This is a genomic window from Umezawaea sp. Da 62-37, assembly GCF_032460545.1.
In the GTDB taxonomy this organism is placed as follows: domain Bacteria; phylum Actinomycetota; class Actinomycetes; order Mycobacteriales; family Pseudonocardiaceae; genus Umezawaea.
This window is the reverse complement of sequence record NZ_CP135965.1, coordinates 5,305,045-5,329,228: the sequence shown is the minus strand read 5'-3', so window position 1 is coordinate 5,329,228 and position 24,184 is coordinate 5,305,045. Positions and strand designations below refer to the sequence as shown.

General features: G+C 70.1%; 22 protein-coding genes. 19 read left to right on the top strand and 3 right to left on the bottom strand.

Annotated features, from left to right (window positions below; translation table 11 throughout):
* The first annotated feature begins 67 nt into the window (after nucleotides 1–67).
* Entirely contained in the window at nucleotides 68–448 is a 381-nt protein-coding gene (locus tag RM788_RS24340) for a phage holin family protein (RefSeq protein WP_315934071.1), read from the top strand.
* A gap of 220 nt (nucleotides 449–668) precedes the next feature.
* Here RM788_RS24340 and RM788_RS24335 read toward each other — a convergent pair whose 3' ends face one another.
* Nucleotides 669–2,942, bottom strand: a complete 2,274-nt coding sequence (locus tag RM788_RS24335; RefSeq protein WP_315934733.1) for a (Fe-S)-binding protein — start codon at nucleotides 2,940–2,942, stop codon at nucleotides 669–671.
* 302 nt (nucleotides 2,943–3,244) lie between these two features.
* Here RM788_RS24335 and RM788_RS24330 point away from each other — a divergent pair, with 302 nt between their 5' ends.
* From RM788_RS24330 to RM788_RS24290, 9 genes are all read left to right on the top strand, one after another.
* A complete protein-coding gene (locus RM788_RS24330) occupies nucleotides 3,245–3,571 on the top strand; it encodes a DMT family transporter (RefSeq protein WP_315934070.1) in 327 nt (108 codons plus the stop codon).
* Nucleotides 3,568–4,173 (top strand): TetR/AcrR family transcriptional regulator, encoded by a 606-nt coding sequence (locus RM788_RS24325; protein ID WP_315934732.1) that lies wholly within the window; start codon nucleotides 3,568–3,570, stop codon nucleotides 4,171–4,173. Before RM788_RS24330 ends, RM788_RS24325 begins: the two co-directional genes overlap by 4 nt.
* The gene (locus tag RM788_RS24320) at nucleotides 4,170–4,754 is read left to right on the top strand and encodes a hypothetical protein (RefSeq protein ID WP_315934069.1); all 585 of its coding nucleotides are present in this window, start codon (nucleotides 4,170–4,172) and stop codon (nucleotides 4,752–4,754) included. The genes RM788_RS24325 and RM788_RS24320 overlap by 4 nt, the downstream gene beginning before the upstream one ends.
* Before the next feature lie 106 nt (nucleotides 4,755–4,860).
* Nucleotides 4,861–5,703: a DUF4097 family beta strand repeat-containing protein gene (locus RM788_RS24315; protein ID WP_315934068.1), complete on the top strand. Its 843-nt coding sequence runs from the start codon at nucleotides 4,861–4,863 to the stop codon at nucleotides 5,701–5,703.
* Nucleotides 5,704–5,915: 212 nt separating this feature from the next.
* On the top strand, nucleotides 5,916–8,087 hold the full coding sequence (locus RM788_RS24310; RefSeq protein ID WP_315934067.1) for a substrate-binding domain-containing protein: 2,172 nt from the start codon (nucleotides 5,916–5,918) through the stop codon (nucleotides 8,085–8,087).
* Between the two features lie 172 nt (nucleotides 8,088–8,259).
* Nucleotides 8,260–10,119 carry a molecular chaperone DnaK gene (dnaK, locus tag RM788_RS24305; RefSeq protein ID WP_315934066.1) on the top strand — a complete coding sequence of 620 codons (1,860 nt, stop codon included), beginning with the start codon at nucleotides 8,260–8,262 and terminating at the stop codon, nucleotides 10,117–10,119.
* A complete protein-coding gene (gene grpE, locus RM788_RS24300) occupies nucleotides 10,116–10,736 on the top strand; it encodes a nucleotide exchange factor GrpE (RefSeq protein WP_315934065.1) in 621 nt (206 codons plus the stop codon). Before dnaK ends, grpE begins: the two co-directional genes overlap by 4 nt.
* 27 nt (nucleotides 10,737–10,763) lie before the next feature.
* The gene (dnaJ, locus tag RM788_RS24295; protein ID WP_315934064.1) at nucleotides 10,764–11,948 is read left to right on the top strand and encodes a molecular chaperone DnaJ; all 1,185 of its coding nucleotides are present in this window, start codon (nucleotides 10,764–10,766) and stop codon (nucleotides 11,946–11,948) included.
* Nucleotides 11,945–12,382 (top strand): heat shock protein transcriptional repressor HspR, encoded by a 438-nt coding sequence (locus RM788_RS24290; RefSeq protein ID WP_106196024.1) that lies wholly within the window; start codon nucleotides 11,945–11,947, stop codon nucleotides 12,380–12,382. Before dnaJ ends, RM788_RS24290 begins: the two co-directional genes overlap by 4 nt.
* A 651-nt stretch (nucleotides 12,383–13,033) precedes the next feature.
* Here the strand turns inward: RM788_RS24290 and RM788_RS24285 are convergent.
* Entirely contained in the window at nucleotides 13,034–14,137 is a 1,104-nt protein-coding gene (locus RM788_RS24285) for an FAD-binding oxidoreductase (RefSeq protein ID WP_315934063.1), read from the bottom strand.
* 454 nt (nucleotides 14,138–14,591) lie between these two features.
* Between RM788_RS24285 and RM788_RS24280 the strand changes: the two genes are divergently transcribed.
* Both RM788_RS24280 and RM788_RS24275 read left to right on the top strand, forming a co-directional pair.
* Entirely contained in the window at nucleotides 14,592–15,056 is a 465-nt protein-coding gene (locus RM788_RS24280; protein ID WP_315934062.1) for a MarR family winged helix-turn-helix transcriptional regulator, read from the top strand.
* On the top strand, nucleotides 15,053–16,714 hold the full coding sequence (locus RM788_RS24275) for an MDR family MFS transporter (protein ID WP_399344635.1): 1,662 nt from the start codon (nucleotides 15,053–15,055) through the stop codon (nucleotides 16,712–16,714). The genes RM788_RS24280 and RM788_RS24275 overlap by 4 nt, the downstream gene beginning before the upstream one ends.
* 52 nt (nucleotides 16,715–16,766) lie before the next feature.
* Here the strand turns inward: RM788_RS24275 and RM788_RS24270 are convergent, their stop codons facing one another.
* Complete coding sequence (locus tag RM788_RS24270) at nucleotides 16,767–17,147, bottom strand: VOC family protein (RefSeq protein ID WP_315934061.1); 381 nt, start codon at nucleotides 17,145–17,147, stop codon at nucleotides 16,767–16,769.
* Between the two features lie 138 nt (nucleotides 17,148–17,285).
* On the opposite strand from RM788_RS24270, the gene clpB reads away from it, so the two are divergent.
* The 7 genes from clpB to RM788_RS24235 all read left to right on the top strand — a co-directional run bounded on the left by clpB (nucleotide 17,286) and on the right by RM788_RS24235 (nucleotide 24,174).
* On the top strand, nucleotides 17,286–19,868 hold the full coding sequence (gene clpB, locus RM788_RS24265) for an ATP-dependent chaperone ClpB (protein ID WP_315934060.1): 2,583 nt from the start codon (nucleotides 17,286–17,288) through the stop codon (nucleotides 19,866–19,868).
* A gap of 230 nt (nucleotides 19,869–20,098) precedes the next feature.
* Nucleotides 20,099–20,800: a TtfA family protein gene (locus RM788_RS24260; RefSeq protein WP_315934059.1), complete on the top strand. Its 702-nt coding sequence runs from the start codon at nucleotides 20,099–20,101 to the stop codon at nucleotides 20,798–20,800.
* A 48-nt stretch (nucleotides 20,801–20,848) separates the two neighbouring features.
* A complete protein-coding gene (locus RM788_RS24255; protein WP_315934058.1) occupies nucleotides 20,849–21,634 on the top strand; it encodes an SDR family NAD(P)-dependent oxidoreductase in 786 nt (261 codons plus the stop codon).
* A 50-nt stretch (nucleotides 21,635–21,684) separates the two neighbouring features.
* The gene (pyrE, locus tag RM788_RS24250; protein WP_315934730.1) at nucleotides 21,685–22,239 is read left to right on the top strand and encodes an orotate phosphoribosyltransferase; all 555 of its coding nucleotides are present in this window, start codon (nucleotides 21,685–21,687) and stop codon (nucleotides 22,237–22,239) included.
* The gene (locus tag RM788_RS24245; RefSeq protein WP_315934057.1) at nucleotides 22,239–22,928 is read left to right on the top strand and encodes a hypothetical protein; all 690 of its coding nucleotides are present in this window, start codon (nucleotides 22,239–22,241) and stop codon (nucleotides 22,926–22,928) included. The genes pyrE and RM788_RS24245 overlap by 1 nt, the downstream gene beginning before the upstream one ends.
* A 63-nt stretch (nucleotides 22,929–22,991) precedes the next feature.
* Nucleotides 22,992–23,378, top strand: coding sequence for a DUF2784 domain-containing protein (locus RM788_RS24240; protein ID WP_315934056.1), 387 nt, complete (start codon nucleotides 22,992–22,994; stop codon nucleotides 23,376–23,378).
* A gap of 94 nt (nucleotides 23,379–23,472) precedes the next feature.
* On the top strand, nucleotides 23,473–24,174 hold the full coding sequence (locus RM788_RS24235; RefSeq protein ID WP_315934055.1) for a TrmH family RNA methyltransferase: 702 nt from the start codon (nucleotides 23,473–23,475) through the stop codon (nucleotides 24,172–24,174).
* Nucleotides 24,175–24,184 lie beyond the last annotated feature (10 nt).

Here is a 24,184-nt window from a genome sequence, read left to right as displayed (position 1 = left end):
GCCGATTCCGCGACGCGACGTGTCGGAACGTCCCGCGCGCACGTGACCTGCGCGGTTAGCCTGCGGCATGGGATTCTTGGTGCAGGTGCTGTTGACGGCGGTAGCGGTGTGGGTGTCCACCGTGATCCCCGGCATCGATCTGGGTGAGGCGTCCACCCCGGCGAAGATCGGCACGCTGGTGCTGGTGGCACTCGTCTTCGGCCTGATCAACGCGATCATCAAGCCGGTGGTGAAGCTCCTCGGCTGCGTCTTCTACCTCCTGACCCTCGGACTCTTCGGCCTGGTCGTGAACGGCCTGCTGTTCTGGCTCGCGGGCTACATCTCCGAGGCGGTCGGCCTGCCGTTCGAGGTCACCGGCTTCTGGCCCGCGTTCTGGGGCGCGATCATCGTCGCCATCACGGGCTGGGTGCTGAATATCGTGTACGAGAAGGTGACCGACGAGGCCTGACTGTCAAGCGCCTGTCCACAGGTCGCGGCACTGTCCACAGGCAAGATCCACATCACCCTGCTGACCACCCACCGCAGGTAGACTGGCCTCGGGGCCGCCCCCCAGGGACGGGTGGGGGTTGTTCGGGGTTCGGCGGCTTGTGGACGTGATAGTGCTCGTGGTCCGGATGTGGAAGCGCCCCCCGATCCGAATGGATCGGGGGGCGCTGTCGTGGAGTGGATCAGCTGCTCGGAGTCTTGTCCTCCGTCGGCAGCGGTGTGCCGGTGGGGACTTCGTCCGTGGGGGTGTCGGCCGGGGTGTCGACGGGCTTCTCCAGGCCGCGGCGGACGGAGGTGAGCAGCAGTTGGGCGACGTCGACGACCTCGATGTGCGCAGCCGCCTTGCCCTCGTTCTGCCGGGCGGTCAGGCCGTCGGTGAGCATGACGCGGCAGAACGGGCAGCCGGTGGCGATCTTCGACGGGGCGGTGCCGAGGGCTTCGTCGACGCGGTCGACGTTGATGCGCTTGCCGATCCGCTCCTCCATCCACATCCGCGCGCCGCCCGCGCCGCAGCACATGGAGCGGTCGCCGTGGCGGGGCATTTCGCGGAGCGTGGTGCCGGAGGCGCCGAGGAGTTCGCGGGGCGCGTCGTAGACCTTGTTGTGCCGTCCGAGGTAGCAGGGGTCGTGGTAGGTGATGTCCTCGGTGACCTCGGAGACCGGGACCAGCCTGCGTTCGCGGACGAGCTTGTTGAGCAGTTGGGTGTGGTGGACGACCTCGTACTGGCCGCCGACCTGCGGGTACTCGTTGGCGAGGGTGTTGAAGCAGTGGGCGCAGGTGACGACGATCTTGCGCTTGCCGGGTTCGCGTCCCTCGAAGACGGAGTTGAGGACCTCGACGTTCTGCTGGGCGAGCATCTGGAACAGGAACTCGTTGCCCGCGCGCCGCGCCGGGTCGCCGGTGCAGGTCTCCTCCGGTCCTAGGACGGTGTAGGAGACGCCCGCGGTGTCCAGCAACTCGGCGACGGCGCGGGTGGTCTTCTTGGCGCGGTCCTCGAAGGCGCCCGCGCAGCCGACCCAGAAGAGGTACTCGGCGTCGCCGAGTTCGCCGTCGAAGACGGGCACCTCGAAGTCGAGGCCCTCGGTCCACGCCAGCCTGTCCTTGGAGTTCTGGCCCCAGGGGTTGCCCTTGTTCTCCAGGTTCTTGAACATGCCGCCCAGCTCGGACGGGAAGTTCGACTCGATGAGCACCTGGTAGCGGCGCATGTCGACGATGTGGTCGACGTGCTCGATGTCCACGGGGCACTGCTCGACGCAGGCGCCGCAGCTGGTGCAGGACCAGAGCATGTCGGGGTCGATGACGCCCATCTCGTCGGGGCCGCCGATCAGGGGGCGTTCGGCTTCGGCTAGCGCCAGGACGTTGATGGACTCCAGGCGCTTCTGGTAGTCGTCGCCGGTGATGCCGACCTCGTCGCCCGCCATGTCCTTGCGGCCGCCCGCCAGCAGGTACGGGGCCTTGGCGTTCGCGTGGTCGCGGAGCTGGGTGATCAGCAGCTTGGGGGACAGCGGCTTGCCGGTGTTCCACGCCGGGCACTGGGACTGGCAGCGGCCGCACTCGGTGCAGGTGCTGAAGTCCAGCAGGCCCTTCCAGGTGAAGTCCTCGACCTTGCCGACGCCGAACACGTCCTCGTCGGGGTCGGCCTCCTCCAGGTCGAGGACCTTGCCGCCGCTCATCATCGGGCGCAGCGCGCCGAGCGCGACGGAGCCGTCGTCCTCGCGCTTGAAGTAGATGTTGAAGAACGCGCTGAACCGGTGCCAGGCGACGCCCATGGTGAGGTTCTTGCCGACGACGGCCAGCCAGATCATGCCGGACAGCAGCTTGACCAGGGCCATGATCGAGACCCAGTCCGTCGACGCGGGCAGCAGTTCGGACAGTGGCCCCGTCACGAAGCTGGACCACAGCGGCGGGTCCTCGAGGCCGCTGGACTGCTTGAACGCCTTCACGCCGAGCATGCCGAGACCCTCGACGATCACCACCGCTTCGACGAAGTACGCCGACTTGAAGCTCGACCCGGCGAAGCGGGACACGCGGTCCGCGCGCCGGGGGTGGTTGAGCTGGCGGATGATCGCGAGCGCCACGCCGCCGACGACGGTGCCGATGCCGAGGAGTTCCACCAGCAGCAGCCACGGCGCCCACGTGCCGATGACGGGCCAGTGGAACGCGGGGTCGAAGATCTCGCCGTAGGCCTCGAACAGCACGGCGGAGCCGAGCAGGAAGCCCCACATCACCATCCAGTGCCACGGGGCGACGCTGCGCACCTTGGCCATCCGGGTGTGCGCGACGAACTCGACGACCATCGTCCGCAGCCGCGGCCCGAACGGTCCGGTGCGGGTCGGGTCGGGCTGGCCGAGTCGGATGATCCGCACCATCCGGACGGCGCCGGAGACGAAGACGGCCCAAGCCACGACGCTGACGGCCACGCCGATGATGCCGAGGACCAGTTGCAGGGCTCCCATGTGGTGGCGGCCTTTCTCCAGAAGCTCGTGGCTGAGGAGATTACGCCTCATTACTCACCGGTAACCACTTGGGCGTGGCGGGGGTCGCAGAAGTGTATCGATCAACACCTGACTTGTGGGACACTTGTTCCAATAGTTTGTCGTCACCGCTACACGGTTCCGGCGGTCGCCGGGCCGAGCGGGGAGGAAGCTGTCAGAAAGCTGCCGGCCCGGCCCGTCTTCCCTCGTTCGGCCCCTTCTGCCCGCACCATCAACGCGTCGGAACCCACCGCCGCGTTCCGGCGCCAGGGGTTGGAGAACGCGTGCTCACCTACTTGATCTTCGCGGTCGCGGTGCTCGGCGAGGTGGCCGCGACGGTCTCGCTGAAGGTGTCGGCGGGCTTCACCAGGCCCGTTCCCACCGTCATCGTGGTCGTCGGCTACCTGATCGCGTTCACGGCGCTGGCCAAGGTCCTCGAACGCGGGATGCCCATCGGGCTCGCCTACGCGGTGTGGAGCGCCTTCGGCATCGCCGCGATCGCGGGCATCGGAGCCGTGTTCTTCGGCGAACGGCTGACGCCCACTATGGTCGTCGGCCTCGCCCTGGTGATCTGCGGCGTGATCACGATCGAGTTGGGGAGCGCGCCCTGAGCGAACAGGTGGACGGCAGACGGGCCAGGGGGGAACGCCGCAGGCAGGCGATCCTGGAGGCGACGCTGAGGGTGATCGAGCGCGACGGCGTGTCCGGCGTGAGCCACCGGTCGGTCGCCCGCGAGGCCGACGTGCCGACGACGTCCACCACCTACTACTTCGCCTCCCTCGACGACCTGCTGATCGCGACCCTGACGTGGTCGGCGGACAAGCTCGCCGACGACATCAGCGGGCTGATCGTCAAGCTGGTCGACGCGCCGGACAGCGGCGTCGGCGAGATCACCCAGCGGCTCGCCGACCTGGTGGGCGTGCATCGCGGCCGCACGATGGCCGAGTACGAGCTGTACCTGCTCGCCGCCCGCAGGCCGGAACTCCGGCCCGCCGCGCGCCGGTGGCTCGACCTCATCACGGAGGCCGCGCGGCCGTACAACACCGACCCGGTGGCCTTCCGCGGGTTCCTCGCCGCCCTCGACGGGCTGCTGATGCAGGGGCTGATCGCCGACGAGCCACCGAGCGTGGCGGATCTGGAACCGGTTGTGTCTTACCTGATACGTCCGCAGGAGCACCTGGATCGGCTCCGCGGCGGGACAATGGGGGCATGAGGTTCGCCGGTCGTGAGTCGTGGCAGGTCGGGCATGGAACCAACCAGGCGGTGAACACCGCGCTGTTCCTGCGCGACACGCTCGCGCTGTCGGTGGACACCGTGCCGGAACTGCCGGGCCTCGACCCGTCGGTGCCGGTGTTCATCCCACCCGGTGTCGACCGGGCGGGCGTCACCGAGGAGTGGCTCGGGTGGTGGGCCGACGTGCTCGACCACGCCCGCGCCGAGACGCCCGTCGACGTCCGGTCGATCCCGACCAACGAGGACTCGACGTCGCTGCTGACCCGTCCGGCCCTGCGGGCCGCGGTCAGGGCGTTGCGGGATCCCGCAGCGGCCTGGGAGTCCACCCGCGGCGAGCGCCCCCGTCCGGGGGCGCTTCCCATCGGCGAGGTCGTGCGCGGCGTCGAGATCAGGTTGGGCAGGCAGGTGAAGCCGTTCCGGCTGGTCATCACGGACGTGCCGGTGGACGGCCTGGTGTGGGAGCGGATGACGCCGAACCACGTGATCGCGTCCCAGCGCTTCCTGGAGGACCCGGCCCGGTGCGCGCCCGCGCTGCGCGCCGTCGTGGAGGACCTGGCCTGAGGGGGTAGGGATAGCCCCCGTATGGAACCGGGGGGCCACCGTGGTGTGCGCCGGGGCTCCCGCCCCTAGCGTTCATGGCATGACCGGTGAGACCAAGGGGGCAGTGGTGGGTAAGCGAATCGCGTTGCTAGCCGTCGCGGCGGTGGCCACGACGTTGTCGCTGTCGGCCTGCGGCGTCAGGTTGACCCAGGAGAGCTCCTCCGACGACTACACGGTCAACGACCAGATCACGACGGTCCAGATCGACAACGACGGCGGTGACGTCAAGATCCGCTCCGTCGAGGGCGCGGGCGCCACCACCATCAAGCGGACGCTGAAGTACTCCAAGTCCGCGTCCAAGCCCAGCGGCCCGACGCACCAGGTGAGCGGTGGCGCGCTGGTGCTCAGCGGCTGCGGCAACGGCTGCGAGGCCTACTACGACGTCGCCGTCCCGTCCAAGGAGACGACCGTCAAGGGCGAGCTCGGGTCCGGTGACTTCGAGGCCCAGGGCGTCGCGAGCGTCGACGTCGCGGTCGGCTCCGGCAAGGCGACGGTGCGCGGCATCGCGACCACCGTGCGGCTGGACAACAACTCCGGCGACGTGAACGGCACCGACATCGGCGGCGCGTTCACGGGCAAGATCGGCTCGGGCAACGTCGTCCTGTCCGACGTCCGCGGCGAGGCGCAGATCGACAACTCCTCGGGCGACGTCCGCGCCGAGAAGGTCGACGGCGACGTCTTCGCGCACGCCAGCTCCGGCAACGTGGTGGTCGAGCTGGCCAAGCCGCACAACGTGAAGGCCGAATCCGGCAGCGGCGACGTGACGGTGACGGTGCCCAGCGCCGCCTACCGGGTGACCGTCGACGCGGACAGCGGCGACAAGCAGGTCGACGTGAAGAACGACCCCGCGGGCCAGTTCGAGCTGAACCTCTCGGCGGGCAGCGGCGACCTGGTGCTCAAGGCCGCCTGATCGCTTCGGGGGAAAGCGGGTGTTCCTGCGGGAACGCCCGCTTTCCGCTGTTCCGGTTGGGCCGATCAGGTGATAGGACGGGTAGATTCGTGCCGCCCATTCGATCTCGGACGATCTGGTGAACACGATGGGGTCATCCGGACCGTCGAGTGAGGGGTTTGCCGAACCATGCTGTCGAAGTCCTGCGTGCCGTTCGAGCGCGGTGTGGCGCCATGAACCCGTTGAGCCCCGACGGCCCGCCCGCGGAGGCGTTCGCCTACCGGCTGGTCCGGCTGCGCGAGGAGGTCGGGCTGAGCCTGGCCGACGTGGCGGCGGCGTCGGGCTACTCCGAACCGGCACTGGCGCACGCCACCGACGGCCACGCGCTGCCCGCGTGGGAGCTGACCAGCGCCTACATCACGGCCTGCGGCGACAACCCCGAGCAGTGGCGCCCGTGGTGGGACCACGCGAAGTCCACGGCCGCGGCGGCACCCGCCCCCGTGGCCGCGGCGTCGGCCGTGACGACGACGGGCTCGGCGCTCCGGTTCAGCAGCAGCCCCCGCGCGCGCTGGGGCGTCGGCATCGCCTTCCTGCTCGTGGTGCTGGTGGTGCTCGGGTTCGTGTTCTGGCCGAAGGGCGGCGGTGGTTCCGGGTCGGCGCCGGAGGTGGCCACGGCCCTGCCCACCTGCTCGAACCCCACCGCGAACCTGACGGTCGCCGCGTCGGTGGACAAGCCGAAGCAGATGGCCGAGCTCGCGGCGGGTTACGGCGCGCACGAGGCGGACGGCCAGTGCGTCAAGGTCGACGTGACGTCGGTCGACTCCGGCACGGCGATGGCCGCGCTGGCGCGCGGGTGGACCGAGAAGGACGGCCGCAAGCCCGACGTGTGGTCGCCCGCCGCGTCGGTGTGGCTGCCGCTGGCCAAGCAGCTGGCCACGCCGGAGACGAAGGCGCTGTTCCCGGACGAGGACAGCGGCCCGGCGATCACGACCAGCCCGTCGATCATCGCGATGCCGGAGCCGATGGCCCGCGCGCTCGGCTGGCCGGAGGCGAAGATCGGCTGGGAGGACATCGCCACCTGGGCCGGTGACCCGCACTTCTGGGCGACCAAGGGCCACCCCGAGTGGGGCGCGTTCAAGCTGGGCAAGACCAACCCGACCTACTCCACGTCCGGGCTGCACGCCACCCTCGGCGCGCTGTTCTCGGCCAACGGCAGCATCCGCGAGCTGCGGCCGGACGACGTGGACAAGGAGGCCGTGGCGCAGCGGATGAAGGCGATCGAGCACTCCGTCGTGCACTACGGCAAGACCACGCTGACGTTCCTGTCGAACCTGCGGCAGGCCGAGGCCGACGGCGACGAGGCCGCGGGCCTCGGCTACATCTCGGCGGTCACGATGTCGGAGAACTCGGTGATCGCCTACAACGCCGGGTACACCTGCGGGTCCTACAGCGACGACGAGGGCTGCACGAAGACCGACCCGCCGAAGACGAAGCTGGTCGCTGTCTACCCCAAGGAAGGCCTGCTGTACTCCGACCACCCGTTCATCGAGCTCAACGGGCTCGACGCGGCCAAGAGCGCGGTGGCCGACGACTTCCTCTCCTACCTGCACTCCGACGAGGTGCAGCGCGAGTTCGCCAAGTACGGGTTCCGGGACTACAAGGAGCAGCCGATCGACCCCGACGGGCCCGCCTACGGGTGGCTGCCGAAGGCGGAGACCAAGTCGCTCGGCAACCCGACCAACGAGGTCGTCGCCAAGGTCCTGGCCAGCTGGACGAAGCTGCGCAAGCCCACGAACGTGCTGGTGTGCATCGACTCCTCGCTGTCGATGGAGGAGAAGGTCCCCGGCACCGGAGCCACGAAGCTGGAACTCGTGAAGCCCGCGATCCGCCAGCTCGCCGAGGGGTTCAGCGACTCCGACCGGGTCGGGCTGTGGAAGTTCTCCTCCGGCATCGGGGCGAACGGCTCGGACTTCGTGCCGCTGGTGCCGATCGGGCCGATGGACGGCACGCGCAGGCAGGACCTCGCGGCCAACATCGACGGGCTGACGGCGGACGGCGCGACCGGGCTCTACGACACGATCGACGCGGCGGTGGACTCGGTGCGCGGCACCTACGACCCGAACTCGATCAACGCGGTGGTGCTGCTCACCGACGGGGTCAACGACAAGGCGCGCGGCATCCAGGCGCCCGACGAGCTGATCGCCGCCATCAGGGCCAAGGACGCGTCGGGCGACAAGCCGGTGCGGGTGTTCACCATCGCCTACGGCAGCGAGCTGGACGCCAACAACAAGGCGGGCGCCGAGGCGCTGGCGACGGTCTCCAAGGGCACCGGCGCGAAGAAGTACGACGCCAAGGACCCGACGACGATCACCAACGTGGTCATCGACGTGCTGTCGAACTTCTGACCCGTGCGGGGGCGTGGCCCGGATCACTCCGATCCGGGAACAACGCCGGTGGGCCGTCCGTTGGACAGGCAAGAAGGTTGAGCCTGTTGGACTCAAGTCCGATGGACCTGGCAAACTTGAGCCGGTAACGCTCAACGCGATACCCACCAGCACGTACTACCAGGAGGAATTCATGGCGCGAGCAGTCGGCATCGACCTGGGGACGACCAACTCCGTCGTCGCGGTCCTGGAGGGCGGCGAGCCGACGGTGATCGCCAACTCCGAGGGCTCACGCACCACCCCGTCCATCGTGGCCTTCGCCAAGAACGGCGAAGTCCTCGTCGGGCAGCCCGCCAAGAACCAGGCGGTCACCAACGTCGACCGCACGATCCGCTCGGTGAAGCGGCACGTGGGCACCGACTGGAAGACCGAGGCGATCGACGGCAAGGCGTACACGTCGCAGGAGATCTCCGCGCGTGTCCTGATGAAGCTGAAGCGCGACGCCGAGGCGTACCTGGGCGAGGAGATCACCGACGCGGTGATCACCGTGCCCGCGTACTTCGAGGACGCCCAGCGCCAGGCCACCAAGGAAGCCGGCCAGATCGCCGGTCTCAACGTCCTGCGCATCGTCAACGAGCCCACCTCCGCCGCCCTGGCCTACGGCCTGGACAAGGGCGAGAAGGAGCAGACGATCCTCGTCTTCGACCTCGGCGGCGGCACGTTCGACGTGTCCCTGCTGGAGTTGGGCGACGGCGTCGTCGAGGTCAAGGCGACCTCCGGTGACAACCACCTCGGCGGCGACGACTGGGACCAGCGCGTCGTCGACTGGCTGGTCGAGCGCTTCAAGGCCGCGAACGGCATCGACCTGACCAGGGACAAGATGGCGCTCCAGCGGATCCGCGAGGCCGCTGAGAAGGCGAAGATCGAGCTGTCCAGCTCGAACAACGCCAGCATCAACCTGCCCTACATCACGGTCGACTCGGACAAGAACCCGCTGTTCCTGGACGAGACGCTGTCCCGCGCCGAGTTCCAGCGCATCACGAACGACCTGCTGGAGCGCACCCGCGCGCCGTTCAACAACGTGATCAAGGACGCCGGCGTCTCCGTCGGCGACATCGACCACGTCGTGCTCGTGGGCGGTTCCACCCGCATGCCGTCCGTGGCCGAGCTGGTCAAGGAGCTGACCGGTGGCCGCGAGCCCAACAAGGGCGTGAACCCGGACGAGGTCGTCGCCGTCGGCGCGGCTCTCCAGGCCGGTGTCCTCAAGGGCGAGGTCAAGGACGTCCTGCTGCTCGACGTCACCCCGCTGTCCCTGGGCATCGAGACCAAGGGCGGCGTGATGACCAAGCTCATCGAGCGCAACACGACGATCCCGACCAAGCGGTCCGAGATCTTCACGACGGCGGACGACAACCAGCCGTCGGTGCAGATCCAGGTGTTCCAGGGTGAGCGCGACTTCGCCTCGGACAACAAGAAGCTCGGCATGTTCGAGCTGACCGGCCTGCCCCCGGCCCCCCGCGGCCTGCCGCAGATCGAGGTCACCTTCGACATCGACGCGAACGGCATCGTCCACGTCGGCGCCAAGGACCTGGGCACCGGCAAGGAGCAGAAGATGACGATCACCGGTGGCTCCGCGCTGCCGAAGGACGACATCGAGCGCATGGTCAAGGACGCCGAGGCCCACGCGGAGGAGGACAAGCGCCGCCGCGACGAGGCCGAGGTCCGCAACCAGGCGGAGACCCTCGTCTACCAGACCGAGAAGGTCGTCAAGGAGAACGAGGACAAGCTCCCCGAGGACGTCAAGGAGAAGGTCAAGGCCGCCGTGGCCGAGACCAACGAGGCGCTCAAGGGCGCCGACATCTCCGCGGTCCGCGCGGCGGTGGAGAAGCTCGCCACCGAGTCGCAGGCCATCGGCACCGCGCTGTACTCCAACACGGGTGGCGCGGCTCCCGGTGCCGAAGGCGCCGAGGGCGCTCCCGGCGCGGCCGCCGGTGACAAGGGCGCCGACGACGTCGTGGACGCCGAGATCGTCGACGAGGACGAGAAGAAGTGACCCACCCGCACGAGGACGAGCGGCCGGACCAGGCGGTGGAGGACCACCGCCTGCCCGAGCCGGAAGCGGACCAGGTCGTCGAGGCCGAGGTGCTCGACGTCGAGTTCGAGGGCGGCAAGCACGCGGCGCCCGAGATCATCTTCGAGGAGGACCCGGCCGCCGAGCTCAAGGCGCAGCTCGACGAGCGCACGGGTGACCTCCAGCGGCTGACCGCGGAGTACGCGAACTACCGCAAGCGCGTCGAGCGCGACCGGGAGGCCGTGGTCTCCAACGCCAAGGCGCAGGTGGCGGGCGAGCTGCTGGCCGTGCTGGACGACGTCGAGAGGGCCGCCGCCCACGGCGACCTGACCGGCGCGTTCAAGGCCGTGGCGGACAAGCTCGTCGCCGCGCTCCAGCACACCGGGCTCGAGTCGTTCGGCCACGACGGCGAACCGTTCGACCCGGCGGTGCACGAGGCCGTGCAGCACAACACGTCCCCGGACGTGGCGGGCCCGACCGTGAGCGCCGTCCTGCGGCGCGGCTACCGGTTCGGCGAGCGCGTGCTGCGGCCCGCGCTGGTCGCGGTGACCGACTTCGAGGCGAGCGGCGTCCCTGTGCCAGACCAGGCACAGGACTAGGAACTCAAGGAAAGGAGGAGACGTCCGGTGAGCGCCAGGGACTGGATCGAAAAGGACTTCTACCGCGAGCTGGGCGTCTCCTCCGACGCCTCGGCCGACGAGATCAAGAAGGCGTACCGGAAGTTGGCCAGGGAACTCCACCCCGACGCCAACCCCGGTGACGCCAAGGCCGAGGCGCGCTTCAAGGCCGTGTCCGAGGCGAACGGCGTGCTGTCGGACACCGCCAAGCGCAAGCAGTACGACGAGGCCCGCAGGCTGTTCTCCAGCGGCGGTGGCTTCGGCGGCGGTGGCGGCTTCGGCGGTGGCGGCGGCAACAGGTTCGACGTCGGCGACGTGTTCAACCGCGCGGGCGGGCAGGCCGGCGGCGCGGGTGGCCTCGGCGACCTGCTCGGCGGGCTGTTCAACCGGCGCGGCGGCAACGCCTCGTCGGCCACGCGGCCGCGGCGCGGCGAGGACGTCGAGACCGACGTCCGCATCGACTTCACCGAGGCGGTCAAGGGCGCGACGGTGCCGATGCGCCTGTCCAGCCCGGCCGCCTGCGCCACGTGCGGCGGGTCCGGCGCGAAGCCCGGCACCGTCCCGCACACCTGCACCAACTGCGGTGGTGCGGGCCTCGTGACCCGCAGCCAGGGCGCGTTCGCGTTCAGCGAGCCGTGCCAGGACTGCCGGGGCACGGGCAAGATCATCGACGACCCGTGCTCCGAGTGCGGTGGCGACGGCGTCAGCACCAAGACCCGCACGCTGACCATCCGGATCCCCTCGGGGGTCGACGACGGCCAGCGCATCCGCCTTGCGGGACAAGGGGAACCGGGCCGCAACGGCGGGCCCACCGGCGACCTGTTCGTGCGGGTCCACGTGAACCCGCACGCCTACTTCGGGCGCACCGGCAACGACCTCACGCTCAACGTGCCCGTGTCGTTCGCCGAACTCGCGCTCGGCACGACGTTGACGGTGCCCACGCTGGAGGGCAAGGTGACCTTGAAGGTGCCCGCGGGCACTGCCAGCGGTCGCGTTCTGCGCGCCAAGGGCAAGGGCATCGAGAAGCGCGACGGCAAGGTCGGCGACCTGCTCATCACGTTGCAGGTGGCCGTCCCGAACGACATGGACTCCAAGGCCGAGGAGGCCCTGAAGGCCTACGCCGAGGCCACCGCGCAGCACGACCCGCGGGCGGAGCTGAACGCACTGCTGGAGAGCAAGGGGAGGGTGACATGACGACACCGGGGTTCCCCTTCCCGCCCGGCACCGACGAGGACACCCCCTTCTTCGTGATCTCGGTGGCGGCCCAGCTGTCCGGTCTGCACGCCCAGACGCTCCGCAGCTACGACCGCCTCGGCCTGGTCTCCCCCGGCCGCACCTCCGGCGGCGGCCGCCGTTACTCGATGCGCGACATCGTGCTGCTGCGCGAGGTCCAGCGCCTATCCCAGGAGGACGGCGTCAACCTGGCGGGCATCAAGCGGATCATCGACCTGGAGAACGAGGTCGACGCCCTCCGCGGCCGACTCGCCGAACTCACCCAGGAACTGGCCAACGCCCTGGCCGCCGCCGACCACGCCGCGGCGTCCGTGCACAAGACCTACCGCCGCGACCTCGTGCCGCTGCGCCACGAGACCGCGCTCGTGGTCTGGAAGCCGCAACCCCGTCGCTGACGTGTCCACCGGGGCGCCCGCGTTCGCCGCGGGCGGGCCCCGGTGGCATGGGCTTTCTGCTCCTAACGGGTGATCCCCGCCACGCTTTAGCGTCTCCATTGGTCGATTCCCGACGCCCTCTCGTTTGGTGCCGAGGCGCCGATCATGAGGGGGTCGAGCGGAATGCCGTCGCGGAGGGTGACAACCGAGGGGCACTCGCATAGCGGAGAACGGCCTGGTCACCGGCCTACACCCTCGGCTGGGGCCTTCACCGGAAAGCGCTGGAAATGGCTTCCCCCGCTGAGCAGCGGAAATGGTGGTTCCCGCTCTTCGAAAGTCGGAATTCGCCGCTGTTCCCATTCGATTCCGGCGGATTCCCCCTGCGATGGCAATGGGGAATCGATCAACCGATCACGGGAATTCCGAATGCGGGCGATCCGCGATTCCGCGTTGTCGGGGGACGGTCCACGGGGATCGCGCTCCTGATGCGCTCGATCGCCTGTTCGCCCCGACGTGGGAACCGACCGGGGTCCTCGTTCGCGGTTGCGCGAACAGGGACCCCGGTCGGCTCGTCGAAACCGGACCCGCTCCACCCCGTCGACCTGCCGTCGGCCGCGGCCCGCGGTTGCTCAGTGGCCCCAGTGGAATCAACCGCTCCGGCCGGGGCGCGGCTCAGTCCAGGGTGAACGGGTCGTACTTGATGCGGTCGAGCGGTGTGCCCGCCACGAGCATCCTGGAGACCGTGGAGCGGATCATGGCGGGTGACCCGCACACGAGCACGTCCCGGTCCTCCCAGGCGCCGTAGCGCGTCACGACGTCGGCGAGCGTGCCCTGCTCGACGCCGCGGGCGCCGGGGTCGGACTCGAGCACCGGGACGACGGTCAGCCACGGGTTGGTCATGGCGATCCGCTGGAGGTTGTCCAGGTCGTACAGGTCCTCGCGGGTCCGGCCGCCCATGAACAGGTGCACCCTGGGGTTCTCGCCCCACTGGGCCATGTCGTCGACGATCGCGTGCATCGGCGCGACGCCGGTGCCGCCGGCGACCATCAGGATGTCCTGCTTCGACGTGCGGTCGACACCCAGGCGGCCCATCGGGGGGCCGAGGCGCCAGACGTCGCCCGGTTGGGTGTGGCCGACGACGGAGCGGCTGACCCAGCCGCCCTCGACGGACCTGATGTGGAACTCGATGCTGCCGTCCTCGCGCGGGGCGTTGGCGGGCGAGAAGTACCGCCACAGCCTGCCGCGTTGAGGCGTTTCGACGCTGAGGTACTGACCCGGCCGGTAGGGCAGCGGGTGGTCGGGCTGCAGCCTGACCACGGCCAGGTCCCAGCTGACGCGCTGGTGCTCCAGCACCGTGGCGCGCCAGAAGGCCGGGCCGTCGTCCGCGGCGGCCGCCTCCTGCATGGAACGCGCCATGATCGTGTACGCCTCGGCCCAGGCCAGCTCGACAGCTGGGGTCCAGACCGCGCCCGCGTACCTCTTCACGGCGGCCAGCAGCGCGGTGCCGACGGCCTCGTAGTGCACGGACACGACACCGAACTTCCGGTGGTCGCGGCCGAGCTGGCGGAGGAACGGGATGAGGTCGTCCGGCCGGTCCACCATCTGCACCGTGTGCACGAGGGCGCGCAGCAGGCGGCTGCGCTGCACCTCCATGTTGGCGGGGAACATCTCGCGGGTGGCTGGCGACAGGCTGAAGAGCATGCCGTAGAAGAACTTGGCAACTTCTTCAGAGCGCGGCTCCACCACCGTCCAACTCTCCCGGATCATGCGCACCATTGCGGTGACGCCGGGGGGCGGTTCACGGTGTGGCGGAGTAGGTATGGGGCTAAGCACGGCGTTCGCAGTCATGATCCGGGCGCAGTCTCCACGTTCTTAGAGGCGCCAGCAAGGCGCACCGTCCACGTCAAGCATCCAACCCCGACGGCGTCGACATTAACCCTTCATCTGGCTGGTTGACTCCTTGATGCCACCTTCGAGTGCAGCTTGGTCACATAGCGTCGCACGAGTACCGGCCAACGGGTCAACATCCGCCGCCGCGTGTACCTTGATCGCCCCTTGTTCGACGGGGCCCCGCGTGCGTTGCCCGCTGTGATCGTCCGATGTCACGCGGTGTTCGCCCGTGTCGAGACCCGGATTCCTCCTGTCGAGTGGTCTGCACGTCACACCCCAAAAGGTTGTATCGGGCAACTATCGAGGCATATAGTTGTCATTGACAACTAAAGGAGGCGATATGGGCCCGACGAGGGAGACCTGTGTCGACGTGCTCCGCCAGCTGCACGCCGCGTTCCAGCTCAAGCACGTGATGACCGCGCGGGTGTGGGCGGACGAGCCGCACCTGCACCCGGCCGCGGTCGGACTGCTGGCCGAACTGGCACGGCGCGGCGAGAGCCGGGTCTCCGACCTCGCCCAGGCCCACCTGGTCGACACGTCCGTGGTCAGCAGGCAGATCGCCCAGCTCGACCGGGCCGGCCTGGTGGAGCGCCGGGTCGCCCAGCACGACGGCCGGGTGCAGCTGATCTCGGTCACCCCCCTCGGACTCGCCAGGCTCGACACCTGGCGGCAGGCCCAGATCGACCTGGTCCGGCAGGCCCTCGCCGGCTGGACCGAAGAAGACGTCCAAGCGTTCGCACGCCAGTTCGGCTTGTTCACCGACGACCTGCGTTCCCGACTGCTGGTCCCGGAGGCCATTCGATGACAGAGGCAACACCCGCGATCGCGGAACCCGCGACCGCGACCCCCATGACCCACCGCAAGATCCTCGAGGCGCTGTCCGGCATCCTGCTGGCGCTGCTGGTCGCCATCCTCAGCTCCACGATCGTCGCGAACGCGCTGCCGACGATCCTGGCGGACCTCAAGGGCAACCAGACCCAGTACACCTGGGTCATCACCTCGACGCTGCTGGCGTCGACGGCCACCACCCCGATCTGGGGCAAGCTGGCCGACCTGTTCAGCAAGAAGCTGCTCTTCCAGATCGCGATCACGATCTTCACGATCGGCTCGGTGCTCTCCGGGTTCGCGCAGGGCATGGAGCAGCTCATCGGCTTCCGCGTCGTCCAGGGCCTCGGCATGGGCGGCGTGCAGGCGCTCGCGCAGGTGATCATCGGCGCGATGGTCAGCCCCCGCGAACGCGGCCGCTACAGCGGCTACACCGGCGCGGTCATGGCCGCCGCCACGGTCGGCGGCCCGCTGGTCGGCGGGTTCATCGTCGACACCCCCGGACTCGGCTGGCGGTGGACGTTCTTCATCACCGTCCCGCTCGCGGTCCTCGCGCTCGGCGTGCTGGCCAAGACGCTGAAGCTGCCCACCGTCAAGAAGAACGTGAAGATCGACTACGCGGGCGCGTTCCTGATCACCGGCGGCGTCAGCCTGGTGCTGATGTGGGTGTCGTTCGCGGGCAGGGACTTCGGCTGGCTCTCGCTGGAGACCCTCGGCTACCTCGGCGGGGCCGCGGTCGCGCTGGTCGCGGCGTACTTCGTCGAACGCCGGGCCAGCTCGCCGGTCGTGCCGCTGCGCCTGTTCAAGCACCGCACGCTCGCCCTGGCCGTGCTCGGCAGCGTCGCCGTCGGCACCTCGATGTTCGGCGCCTCGGTCTTCCTCGGCCAGTACTTCCAGCTCTCCCGCGGCTTCTCGCCCACCAAGGCGGGCCTGCTCACGCTGCCGCTGGTCGCGGGCCTGACGATCGCCTCGACCGTCTCCGGCCAGCTGATCTCGAAGTACGGCAAGTGGAAGAAGTTCCTGGTGACCGGCGCGGTGGTCCTGGTCGCGGGCCTCGGCCTGCTCTCCACGATCGACCACCAGACCAACCTGGCGCTGATGGGCGGCTACATGGCGCTGACCGGCATCGGGCTCGGCCTGACCATGCAGAACCTGGTGCTCGCCGTCCAGAACGACGTCGCCATGGCGGACCTCGGCGCGGCCAGCTCCACGGTCACGTTCTTCCGCTCGCTCGGCGGCACGGCCGGTGTCGCGGTGCTGGGCTCGGTGCTCGCGAGCCAGGTGAGCACCAAGATCGCCGCCGGGCTGCCCGCGGGCACCCCGAAGGGCACCGGTGGCGGCACGCTCGACCTGGCGCACCTCCCCGGCCCCATCCAGGCGCTGGTGCGCGGGGCCTACGGCGACGCCATGGCCACGCTGTTCCTGATCGCGGCCATCGCGGCCGTCGTCACGGTCGTCGCCGTGGTGTTCATCAAGGAAGTGCCCCTGCGGACCTCGATGGACATCCCCCAGCCCGTGGTCGGCGCGCCGACCGGAGAGGCACCTGTCCACCTGCCTGTGGATGCCGACCTGCGGAATGTGGACAACTCGGCCTCAACTGTGGACAACTCGCTACTACATGTGGGTGATCGACGGTAAGCAAGGCCCAGATGTGCCCCCGACGCGAGACGCGTCGGGGGCACTTCGCCGTCTAGGGCAAGTCGGCCTTCTCGGCGGCGCTGCGCTCGACGCAGAACTCGTTGCCCTCGGGGTCGGCGAGCACGACCCAGCCGCGGCCGTCGGGCGTGCGCCGGTCGTCCACGAGGGCCGCGCCGATGCCGAGCAGGCGCTCGACCTCCTCGTCGCGGGTGGAGTCCGGCCGCAGGTCGAGGTGCGTGCGGTTGCGCGAGGTCTTGGCGTCCGGGACGCGGACGAACAGCAGCGGCGTGCCGCCGGGGATGAGGACGGACGCCTCGGGATCGCCCGCGAAGTCGTCGTCGGCGAGTGGTGCGCCGGTCACCCGGCTCCAGAACGAGGCCAGCGCGAACGGGTCGACGCTCGCGATGGTGATGTGGTGCGGTGTGGCGGTCATCAGGTGATCCTGCTCGGTCGGTGTGCCACGCCACACCGATTTTTCAAGTTGAGCGGAACGGACTCAACTTTGCTGACGTTGTGCACAGTGTGAGCCAGTGCTGAAGGCTGGCCGAGGACATCTGCGGTGAGGTGGGGAATGGACGCTTTCAACCCGACCACGAAGACCCAGCAGGCGGTGTCGGCCGCGGTGCAGGCCGCGACGGTCTCCGGGAACCCCGACGTGGGGTCCGTGCACCTGCTCGGCGCGCTGCTGGCTCAGGGGGACGGGCTGACCGCGCCGCTGCTGTCCGCGGTCGGCGCGGACCCCGCGCTCGTCCACAAGGAGTTGGACCAGATCGCCCGCGGGCTGCCCGCCGCGAGCGGCTCCTCGGTGTCCGCGCCGCAGCTGTCGCGCGACGCCGCGCGGGTGCTGGCCAAGGCCCAGGAGCTCGCGACGGAGATGGGTGACGAGTACGTCTCCACCGAGCACCTGCTGGTCGGCCTCGCCCAGCACGGCGGCCAGGTGGCCGACCTGCTGCGCCGCCACGGCGCGTCGCCCGAGGCGCTGCGCGAGGCGTTCACCAAGGTGCGCGGCTCGGCGCGGGTCACCAGCCCCGACCCCGAGGGCACGTACAAGGCGCTGGAGAAGTACGGCGTCGACCTGACGGCGCGCGCCCGCAAGGGCGAGCTGGACCCGGTGATCGGCCGCGACGTCGAGATCCGCAGGGTCGTGCAGGTGCTGTCCCGCCGGACCAAGAACAACCCCGTGCTGATCGGCGAGCCCGGCGTCGGCAAGACCGCCATCGTCGAGGGCCTCGCCCAGCGCGTGGTCGCCGGTGACGTGCCCGAGTCGCTGCGCGGCAAGCGCGTCGTGGCGCTCGACCTCGGCTCGATGGTCGCGGGCGCGAAGTTCCGCGGCGAGTTCGAGGAGCGGCTGAAGGCGGTGCTCAAGGAGATCACCGACTCGGCCGGCCAGGTGATCACGTTCATCGACGAGCTGCACACGATCGTGGGTGCCGGTGCCACGGGCGAGAGCGCGATGGACGCGGGCAACATGATCAAGCCGATGCTGGCCCGCGGCGAGCTGCGGATGGTCGGCGCGACCACGCTGGACGAGTACCGCAAGTACGTCGAGAAGGACCCCGCGCTGGAGCGCCGGTTCCAGCAGGTGCTGGTCGGCGAGCCGAGCGTGGAGGACACGATCGGCATCCTGAGGGGCCTCAAGGAGCGCTACGAGGTCCACCACGGCGTCCGCATCACGGACACCGCGCTGGTGGCCGCGGCGACCCTCTCGGACCGGTACATCACGTCCCGGTTCCTCCCGGACAAGGCGATCGACCTGGTCGACGAGGCCGCGTCCCGGCTCCGCATGGAGATCGACTCGCGGCCGGTCGAGGTGGACGAGGTCGAGCGGGCCGTGCGCCGCCTGGAGATCGAGGAGATGGCGCTCGCGAAGGAGGCCGACCCGGCCTCCAAGGAGCGGCTGGCGGCGTTGCGCGCCGAACTGGCCGAGAAGCGCGAGGTCCTGGCGGTGCTGACCGCGCGCTGGCAGAACGAGAAGGGCTCCATCGACAAGGTCCGCGACCTCAAGGAGCAGCTGGAGCAGCTGCGCGGCGAGTCGGAGCGGGCCGAGCGCGACGGCGACCTCGGCCGGGCCGCCGAACTGCGGTACGGCCGCATCCCGGCGCTGGAGAAGGACCTGGAGGCGGCCACCAAGTCGACCGAGCAGGCCTCGGCGATGCTCAAGGAGGAGGTCGGCCCGGACGACGTCGCGGACGTCGTCAGCGCGTGGACCGGCATCCCCGCGGGCAGGCTGCTGGAGGGCGAGACGTCCAAGCTGCTGCGCATGGAGGACGAGCTGGCCAACCGGGTCGTCGGCCAGGCGGAGGCGGTGCGGGTCGTGTCCGACGCGGTCCGCCGGACCCGCGCGGGCGTGGCGGACCCGGACCGGCCGACGGGGTCGTTCCTGTTCCTCGGTCCGACCGGCGTCGGCAAGACCGAGCTGGCCAAGGCGCTGGCGGAGTTCCTGTTCGACGACGAGCGGGCGATGGTCCGGATCGACATGAGCGAGTACTCCGAGAAGCACTCGGTCGCCAGGCTGGTCGGCGCCCCGCCCGGCTACGTGGGCTACGACCAGGGCGGGCAGCTCACCGAGTCGGTGCGCCGCAGGCCGTACTCGGTCGTGCTGCTCGACGAGGTCGAAAAGGCGCACCCGGACGTGTTCGACGTGCTGCTCCAGGTGCTGGACGACGGTCGGTTGACCGATGGCCAGGGCCGGACGGTGGATTTCCGCAACACGATCCTGGTGCTGACCTCGAACCTCGGGTCGCACGCGATCGCGGACGCCAACCTGGACGAGGGCCAGCGGTACGAGGCCGTGATGTCGGTGGTGGGCAAGCACTTCAAGCCCGAGTTCCTCAACCGGCTCGACGACGTGGTGGTCTTCCACGCGCTGGGCACCGAGGAGCTGTCGTCCATTGTGGACATCCAGGTGCGCAGGCTGGCCAAGCGGCTCGCGCAGCGCAGGCTGACCCTGGAGGTCACGCCGTCGGCTCGGGACTGGTTGGCGCTCAAGGGCTTCGACCCGGTGTACGGCGCGCGGCCGCTGCGCAGGCTGGTGCAGTCGGCCATCGGCGACCAGTTGGCGAAGGAGCTGCTCGCGGGGGAGATCCGCGACGGCGACACCATCAGGGTGGACATGGTCGAGGACAGCTCGGGGCTCATCCTGGGCCGCTCCTGACCGGTGCGACCGGCCCCGTCCGCACTCCTGCGGGCGGGGCCGCGGTCACCCGGTGCGGTGGTCGGTTCCCGTCGGTTCGGGACACCCGCGCGGGGCCTTCCCGAACGGGGGAAATCCCCGGTGGGGGACGACGGCCGCCGTGCCCGGCGAGATAACGGGTTGATCTGTTCGTGCGAACCGCCGCGCAAGTGATCTTCGTTCTCGTCGGCCGGACCGCTACCCTTCGCACTGTGGGAATACCTGCCTGGGTCTGGTTCACCGTCTGCGCGGTGGCAGGAGTAGCCGGTTTCGCGCTGCTCGCGACCGATCGGGCGCAGCGCACCGCGCGCAACCGGGAACGACGCAGGTGGGCCGCGCTGCGCGGCTGGCAGTTCGAGGAGACCGACCACGTGCTCCCCACGAGGTGGGAGAGCGGCGCGATCGCCTACTACGGGACCGGCGTGGCCAGGGACGTGGTGGCCGGGTCGACGTTCACCGCGGACGGCAGGCGGCAGGTCTACGTGCTGGACCACGAGACCAACGGCAAGGTCAACTCGGTGCTGGTCGGCGTCCGCTGCCGCCGCCCGTTGCCGGTGGTCATCGAGCTGTGGCTGCCCAGCGTGCCGTTCCAGCGCGACCAGATGCCCGACCTGCTCGGACCGGTCGGCTCGCGCTACGCGTTCGTCACGGAGCTGGCCCCGGCCCGCAAGCTCATCACCCCCGACCTGGTCGACGCCGCCGAGGAGATCGGCGCGGACGTGACCGTGGTCTGGTTCGAGGGCGACTGGGTGATGGCCGCCGCGCCCCCCAACTCGAGCCCCGCCCGCCTGGAGCGCCTGCTGCGCGACGTGGGCGAGCTGGCCGACGTGGTCGACCCGTTCGACTCCGACCAGGAGGCCGAGAGCGGCGGCGAGGTCTACCGCCCGTCCTTCGGCCGCAAGCCCGCCAGCTGACCAGGTGCACCCGTCCTACCCGCCGGTAGGACCCGCTAGCGTCCTCCCATGCCTACCGCACTGGTGACCGGGGCGACCGCTGGGATCGGCGACGCGTTCGCCCGCCGCCTCGCCGCAGAGGGACACGACCTCGTGCTCGTCGCGAGGACCGCCTCCCGGCTCGAGGAACTCGCCGAGAAGCTCACCGCGCGCCACGGCGTCGCCGTCGAGGTGCTCGCCGCCGACCTCTCGGACGCGACTCAGCGGGCCGTGGTCGAGGAACGCCTCGCGGACCCGGCGCGCCCGGTCGACCTGCTGGTCAACAACGCCGGGTTCGCCAGCTCCGGCGAGTTCCTGGCCATGGACGTCGAACGCCTCCAGGCGCAGCTCGACGTCAACGTCACGAGCGTCCTGCGGCTCACCAGGGCCGTCCTGCCCGGCATGGTCGAACGCGGCCGCGGCGGCGTGGTGAACGTGTCCAGCGTGGCGAGCTTCCTGCCCGGTCGCGGCTCGACCTACAGCGCCGAGAAGTCGTACGTGACGCTGTTCTCCGAGGGCATCTCGATGTCGATCGAGGCCTCGGGGTCGCCGGTGAGGGTCATGGCGCTGTGCCCCGGCTTCACCCGCACCGAGTTCCACGAGCGGGCGTCGATCGACATGAGCTCCACGCCGGAGTTCCTGTGGCTCGACGCCGACCGGCTGGTGCACGACTGCCTCGCCGACCTGCGCGCGGGCAAGCCGCTGTCGATCCCCGGAGCCCAGTACAAGGCGATCGTGACGCTGAGCAGGCTCATCCCCAGGGCGCTGCTGCGCAAGGCCGCGTCGCGGTTCGCGGGCGGTCGGGGCCGGACCTGATCGCGCTGCTCCCGGTGGGTGTGCAAAGGTTGGGCCTCGTGCGAACCGAAGTGGTCCTTGACGCCGGTGCCAAAGCCGAACTGGCCCGGTTGGTGAGTGAGTTGGCCGTCGTGCACGGCAAGGTGACGCTGTCCTCCGGTCGTGAGGCGGACTACTACATCGACCTGCGCCGGGCGACCCTGCACCACGCGGCCGCCCCGCTGATCGGCAGGCTGCTCCGGCAGCTCACCGCCGACTGGGACTACGCGGCGGCGGGTGGTCTCACGCTCGGTGCGGACCCGGTGGCGACGGCGATGATGCACGCCGCGGCGGCCGCCGGTGAGGTGCAGGACGCGTTCGTGGTCCGCAAGGAGGCCAAGAAGCACGGCATGCAGCGGCGCATCGAGGGCTTCGACGTCGCCGGGCGGCGGGTGCTCGCCGTGGAGGACACGACCACCACCGGCAACAGCCCGCTGACCGCCGTGGACGCGCTGCTCGAGGCCGGTGCGGACGTTGTCGGCGTCGCCACCGTGGTGGACCGCGGCACCGGCGCGAAGGAGATCATCGAGGCGCGGGGACTGCCCTACCGCTACCTCCTCGACCTGGCCGACCTCGGCTTGAGCTGATGACCGCGGTCGTCCTGCTCCTGGTGATCCTGGCCATCCTCGGGGTCGGGGTGGCGGTCGGGCTGTCGCGGCGCAAGCGCAACCCGATGCTGGACCAGCAGTACGTGACCGAATGGGAACAGCGGATGCGCGCGGTCGAGGCCGCCCTCGGCTGGCGGTTCGTCGCCGAGGACCAGGGCTTCCAGGAGCGGGTCCCGCAGGTCGGCCGGATGCTGGAGGCCGACCGCAGCCGGGTCAAGTTCCAGATGGTCGGCCACTGGCGCGGCGTGCCGGTGCTGGCGGTCGAGGTCGTGCTGCGCACCGACAACGTCGTGGTGCACGAGTACCGCACGTACTCGGCGGTCGTCGTGCCCCGCCCGGCGCCCGGCCCGTGGGTGCTGATCAGCCCCCGCGAGGACTCGGTGTGGGGGCTGTTCGAGCAGTTCGTCCAGACCGGCGACCCGGTGTTCGACCAGCGCTACGAGGTCCGCCGCAAGAACCCCGCGTTCGCCACCGCCCTGCTCGGCTCCGGTCTCGTGCCCGCCCTGCTGAACGACCCGCGCGCGGCGGGCGTGGCGCTCGCGTTCGACGAGCACGCCCTCGCCGCCGTCGTGCCGGGCCCCCTCGTCCAGGCCCCGTTGGGTCATCTGGCCGATCTCCTGCTCGACCTGGGCGGCCGGGTGCCGTGGCAGGCGCTACCACGCGGGTGAACCGCGCGTTTACCACGCGCGCTGCGTGGAACCCCCGTTCTACATTGGAACGGGAGGTGGGACGTGGTCTCTCAGGCGTTGGCAGAGCTGATCATGATCGTGCACTTCGCCGTCCTGGTGTTCCTCATCGTGGGCGGCTTCCTGGCCTGGCGCTGGCGCGGACTGATCTACCCGCACCTGGCCATGGCCACCTGGGGGCTTCTGATCGTCGCGTTCCCCCTCAGCTGTCCGCTCACCGCGGGTGAGAACTTCTTCCGCGCGCGGGCGGGGCAGCCGGAGCTGGTGGACGGGTTCATCGACCACTACATCGACGGAGTGCTCTACCCGCAGGCGGCCGCGGGCGCGGTCCAGCTGCTGGTGGGCGTCCTCGTGCTGGGATCCTGGACGGGGTACTACCTGAAGTGGCGTGGCGAACGGCACACCGCCACCCACCACGTGGGGGCGCACTGACCGGAGTTCGGCGGGCGCGCGGACCGCGGGGCAGCCCCTTCGTAGGATGGGCGGTCCCGCGAGACGCGCGTCTCGCCATGCCACGGGGGTCGTCGTGCAGTCCGTTGTGCTGGAAGGTTTCCACGCGGTCAAGCACGCGCTCCGGTTCGGCGCCGTCGTGGAGCCGCTCGTCGCGGTGAGCGCGACCGCGTTGGCCGAGCTGGCGGAGTCGCACGCGCCCGACCTGGTCGACGTGCTGGCGGGCTCGGTCCGGGAGGTCTCGACCGAGGAGTTCGTCCGGCTCGTCGGCAAGCGGCACCCGACCGGGGTCGCCGGGTTCACCCGCAAGCCCGACGTCGACGTGGCCGGGCTGCTGGCCGGGCGGGTCGCGCCGCTCGTGCTGCTCGACAACCCCCGCAACCTGGGCAACTTCGGCGCGGTCGTCCGGGTCGCGGCCGGGCTGGGGGCCGGCGGGGTGGTGTCGGTCGGGGACGTGGACCCGTGGCACCCGAACGTGCTGCGGGGCAGCGCCGGGTTGCACTTCGCGCTGCCGGTGGGGCGGGCGGATGGGCTCGACGGGATCGCGGGGCCGGTCTACGCGCTGGACGCGGACGGGGCGGACATCGGGGACGTGCGGATCCCGTCGGACGCGGTGCTGGCGTTCGGGTCGGAGCGGCACGGGTTGTCGGAGGCGATGAGGGAGCGGGCGGACCACCTGGTGTCGCTGCCGATGAGACCGCTGGTGTCGAGCTACAACCTGACCACGAGCGTGGCGATGGCGCTGTACCACTGGGAGTTGTCCCAACGCGCTTCTTGAACGATCAAGA

Coding starts and splice junctions, on each gene's coding strand:
- RM788_RS24290 (WP_106196024.1), top strand. CDS start 11,945: ATGACGACACCGGGGTTCCCCTTCCCGCCCGGCACCGACGAGGACACC.
- RM788_RS24340 (WP_315934071.1), top strand. CDS start 68: ATGGGATTCTTGGTGCAGGTGCTGTTGACGGCGGTAGCGGTGTGGGTG.
- RM788_RS24335 (WP_315934733.1), bottom strand. CDS start 2,942: ATGGGAGCCCTGCAACTGGTCCTCGGCATCATCGGCGTGGCCGTCAGC.
- RM788_RS24280 (WP_315934062.1), top strand. CDS start 14,592: ATGGGCCCGACGAGGGAGACCTGTGTCGACGTGCTCCGCCAGCTGCAC.
- RM788_RS24245 (WP_315934057.1), top strand. CDS start 22,239: ATGACCGCGGTCGTCCTGCTCCTGGTGATCCTGGCCATCCTCGGGGTC.
- RM788_RS24255 (WP_315934058.1), top strand. CDS start 20,849: ATGCCTACCGCACTGGTGACCGGGGCGACCGCTGGGATCGGCGACGCG.
- RM788_RS24310 (WP_315934067.1), top strand. CDS start 5,916: ATGAACCCGTTGAGCCCCGACGGCCCGCCCGCGGAGGCGTTCGCCTAC.
- clpB (WP_315934060.1), top strand. CDS start 17,286: ATGGACGCTTTCAACCCGACCACGAAGACCCAGCAGGCGGTGTCGGCC.
- RM788_RS24275 (WP_399344635.1), top strand. CDS start 15,053: ATGACAGAGGCAACACCCGCGATCGCGGAACCCGCGACCGCGACCCCC.
- RM788_RS24320 (WP_315934069.1), top strand. CDS start 4,170: ATGAGGTTCGCCGGTCGTGAGTCGTGGCAGGTCGGGCATGGAACCAAC.
- RM788_RS24270 (WP_315934061.1), bottom strand. CDS start 17,147: ATGACCGCCACACCGCACCACATCACCATCGCGAGCGTCGACCCGTTC.
- dnaK (WP_315934066.1), top strand. CDS start 8,260: ATGGCGCGAGCAGTCGGCATCGACCTGGGGACGACCAACTCCGTCGTC.
- RM788_RS24285 (WP_315934063.1), bottom strand. CDS start 14,137: ATGGTGCGCATGATCCGGGAGAGTTGGACGGTGGTGGAGCCGCGCTCT.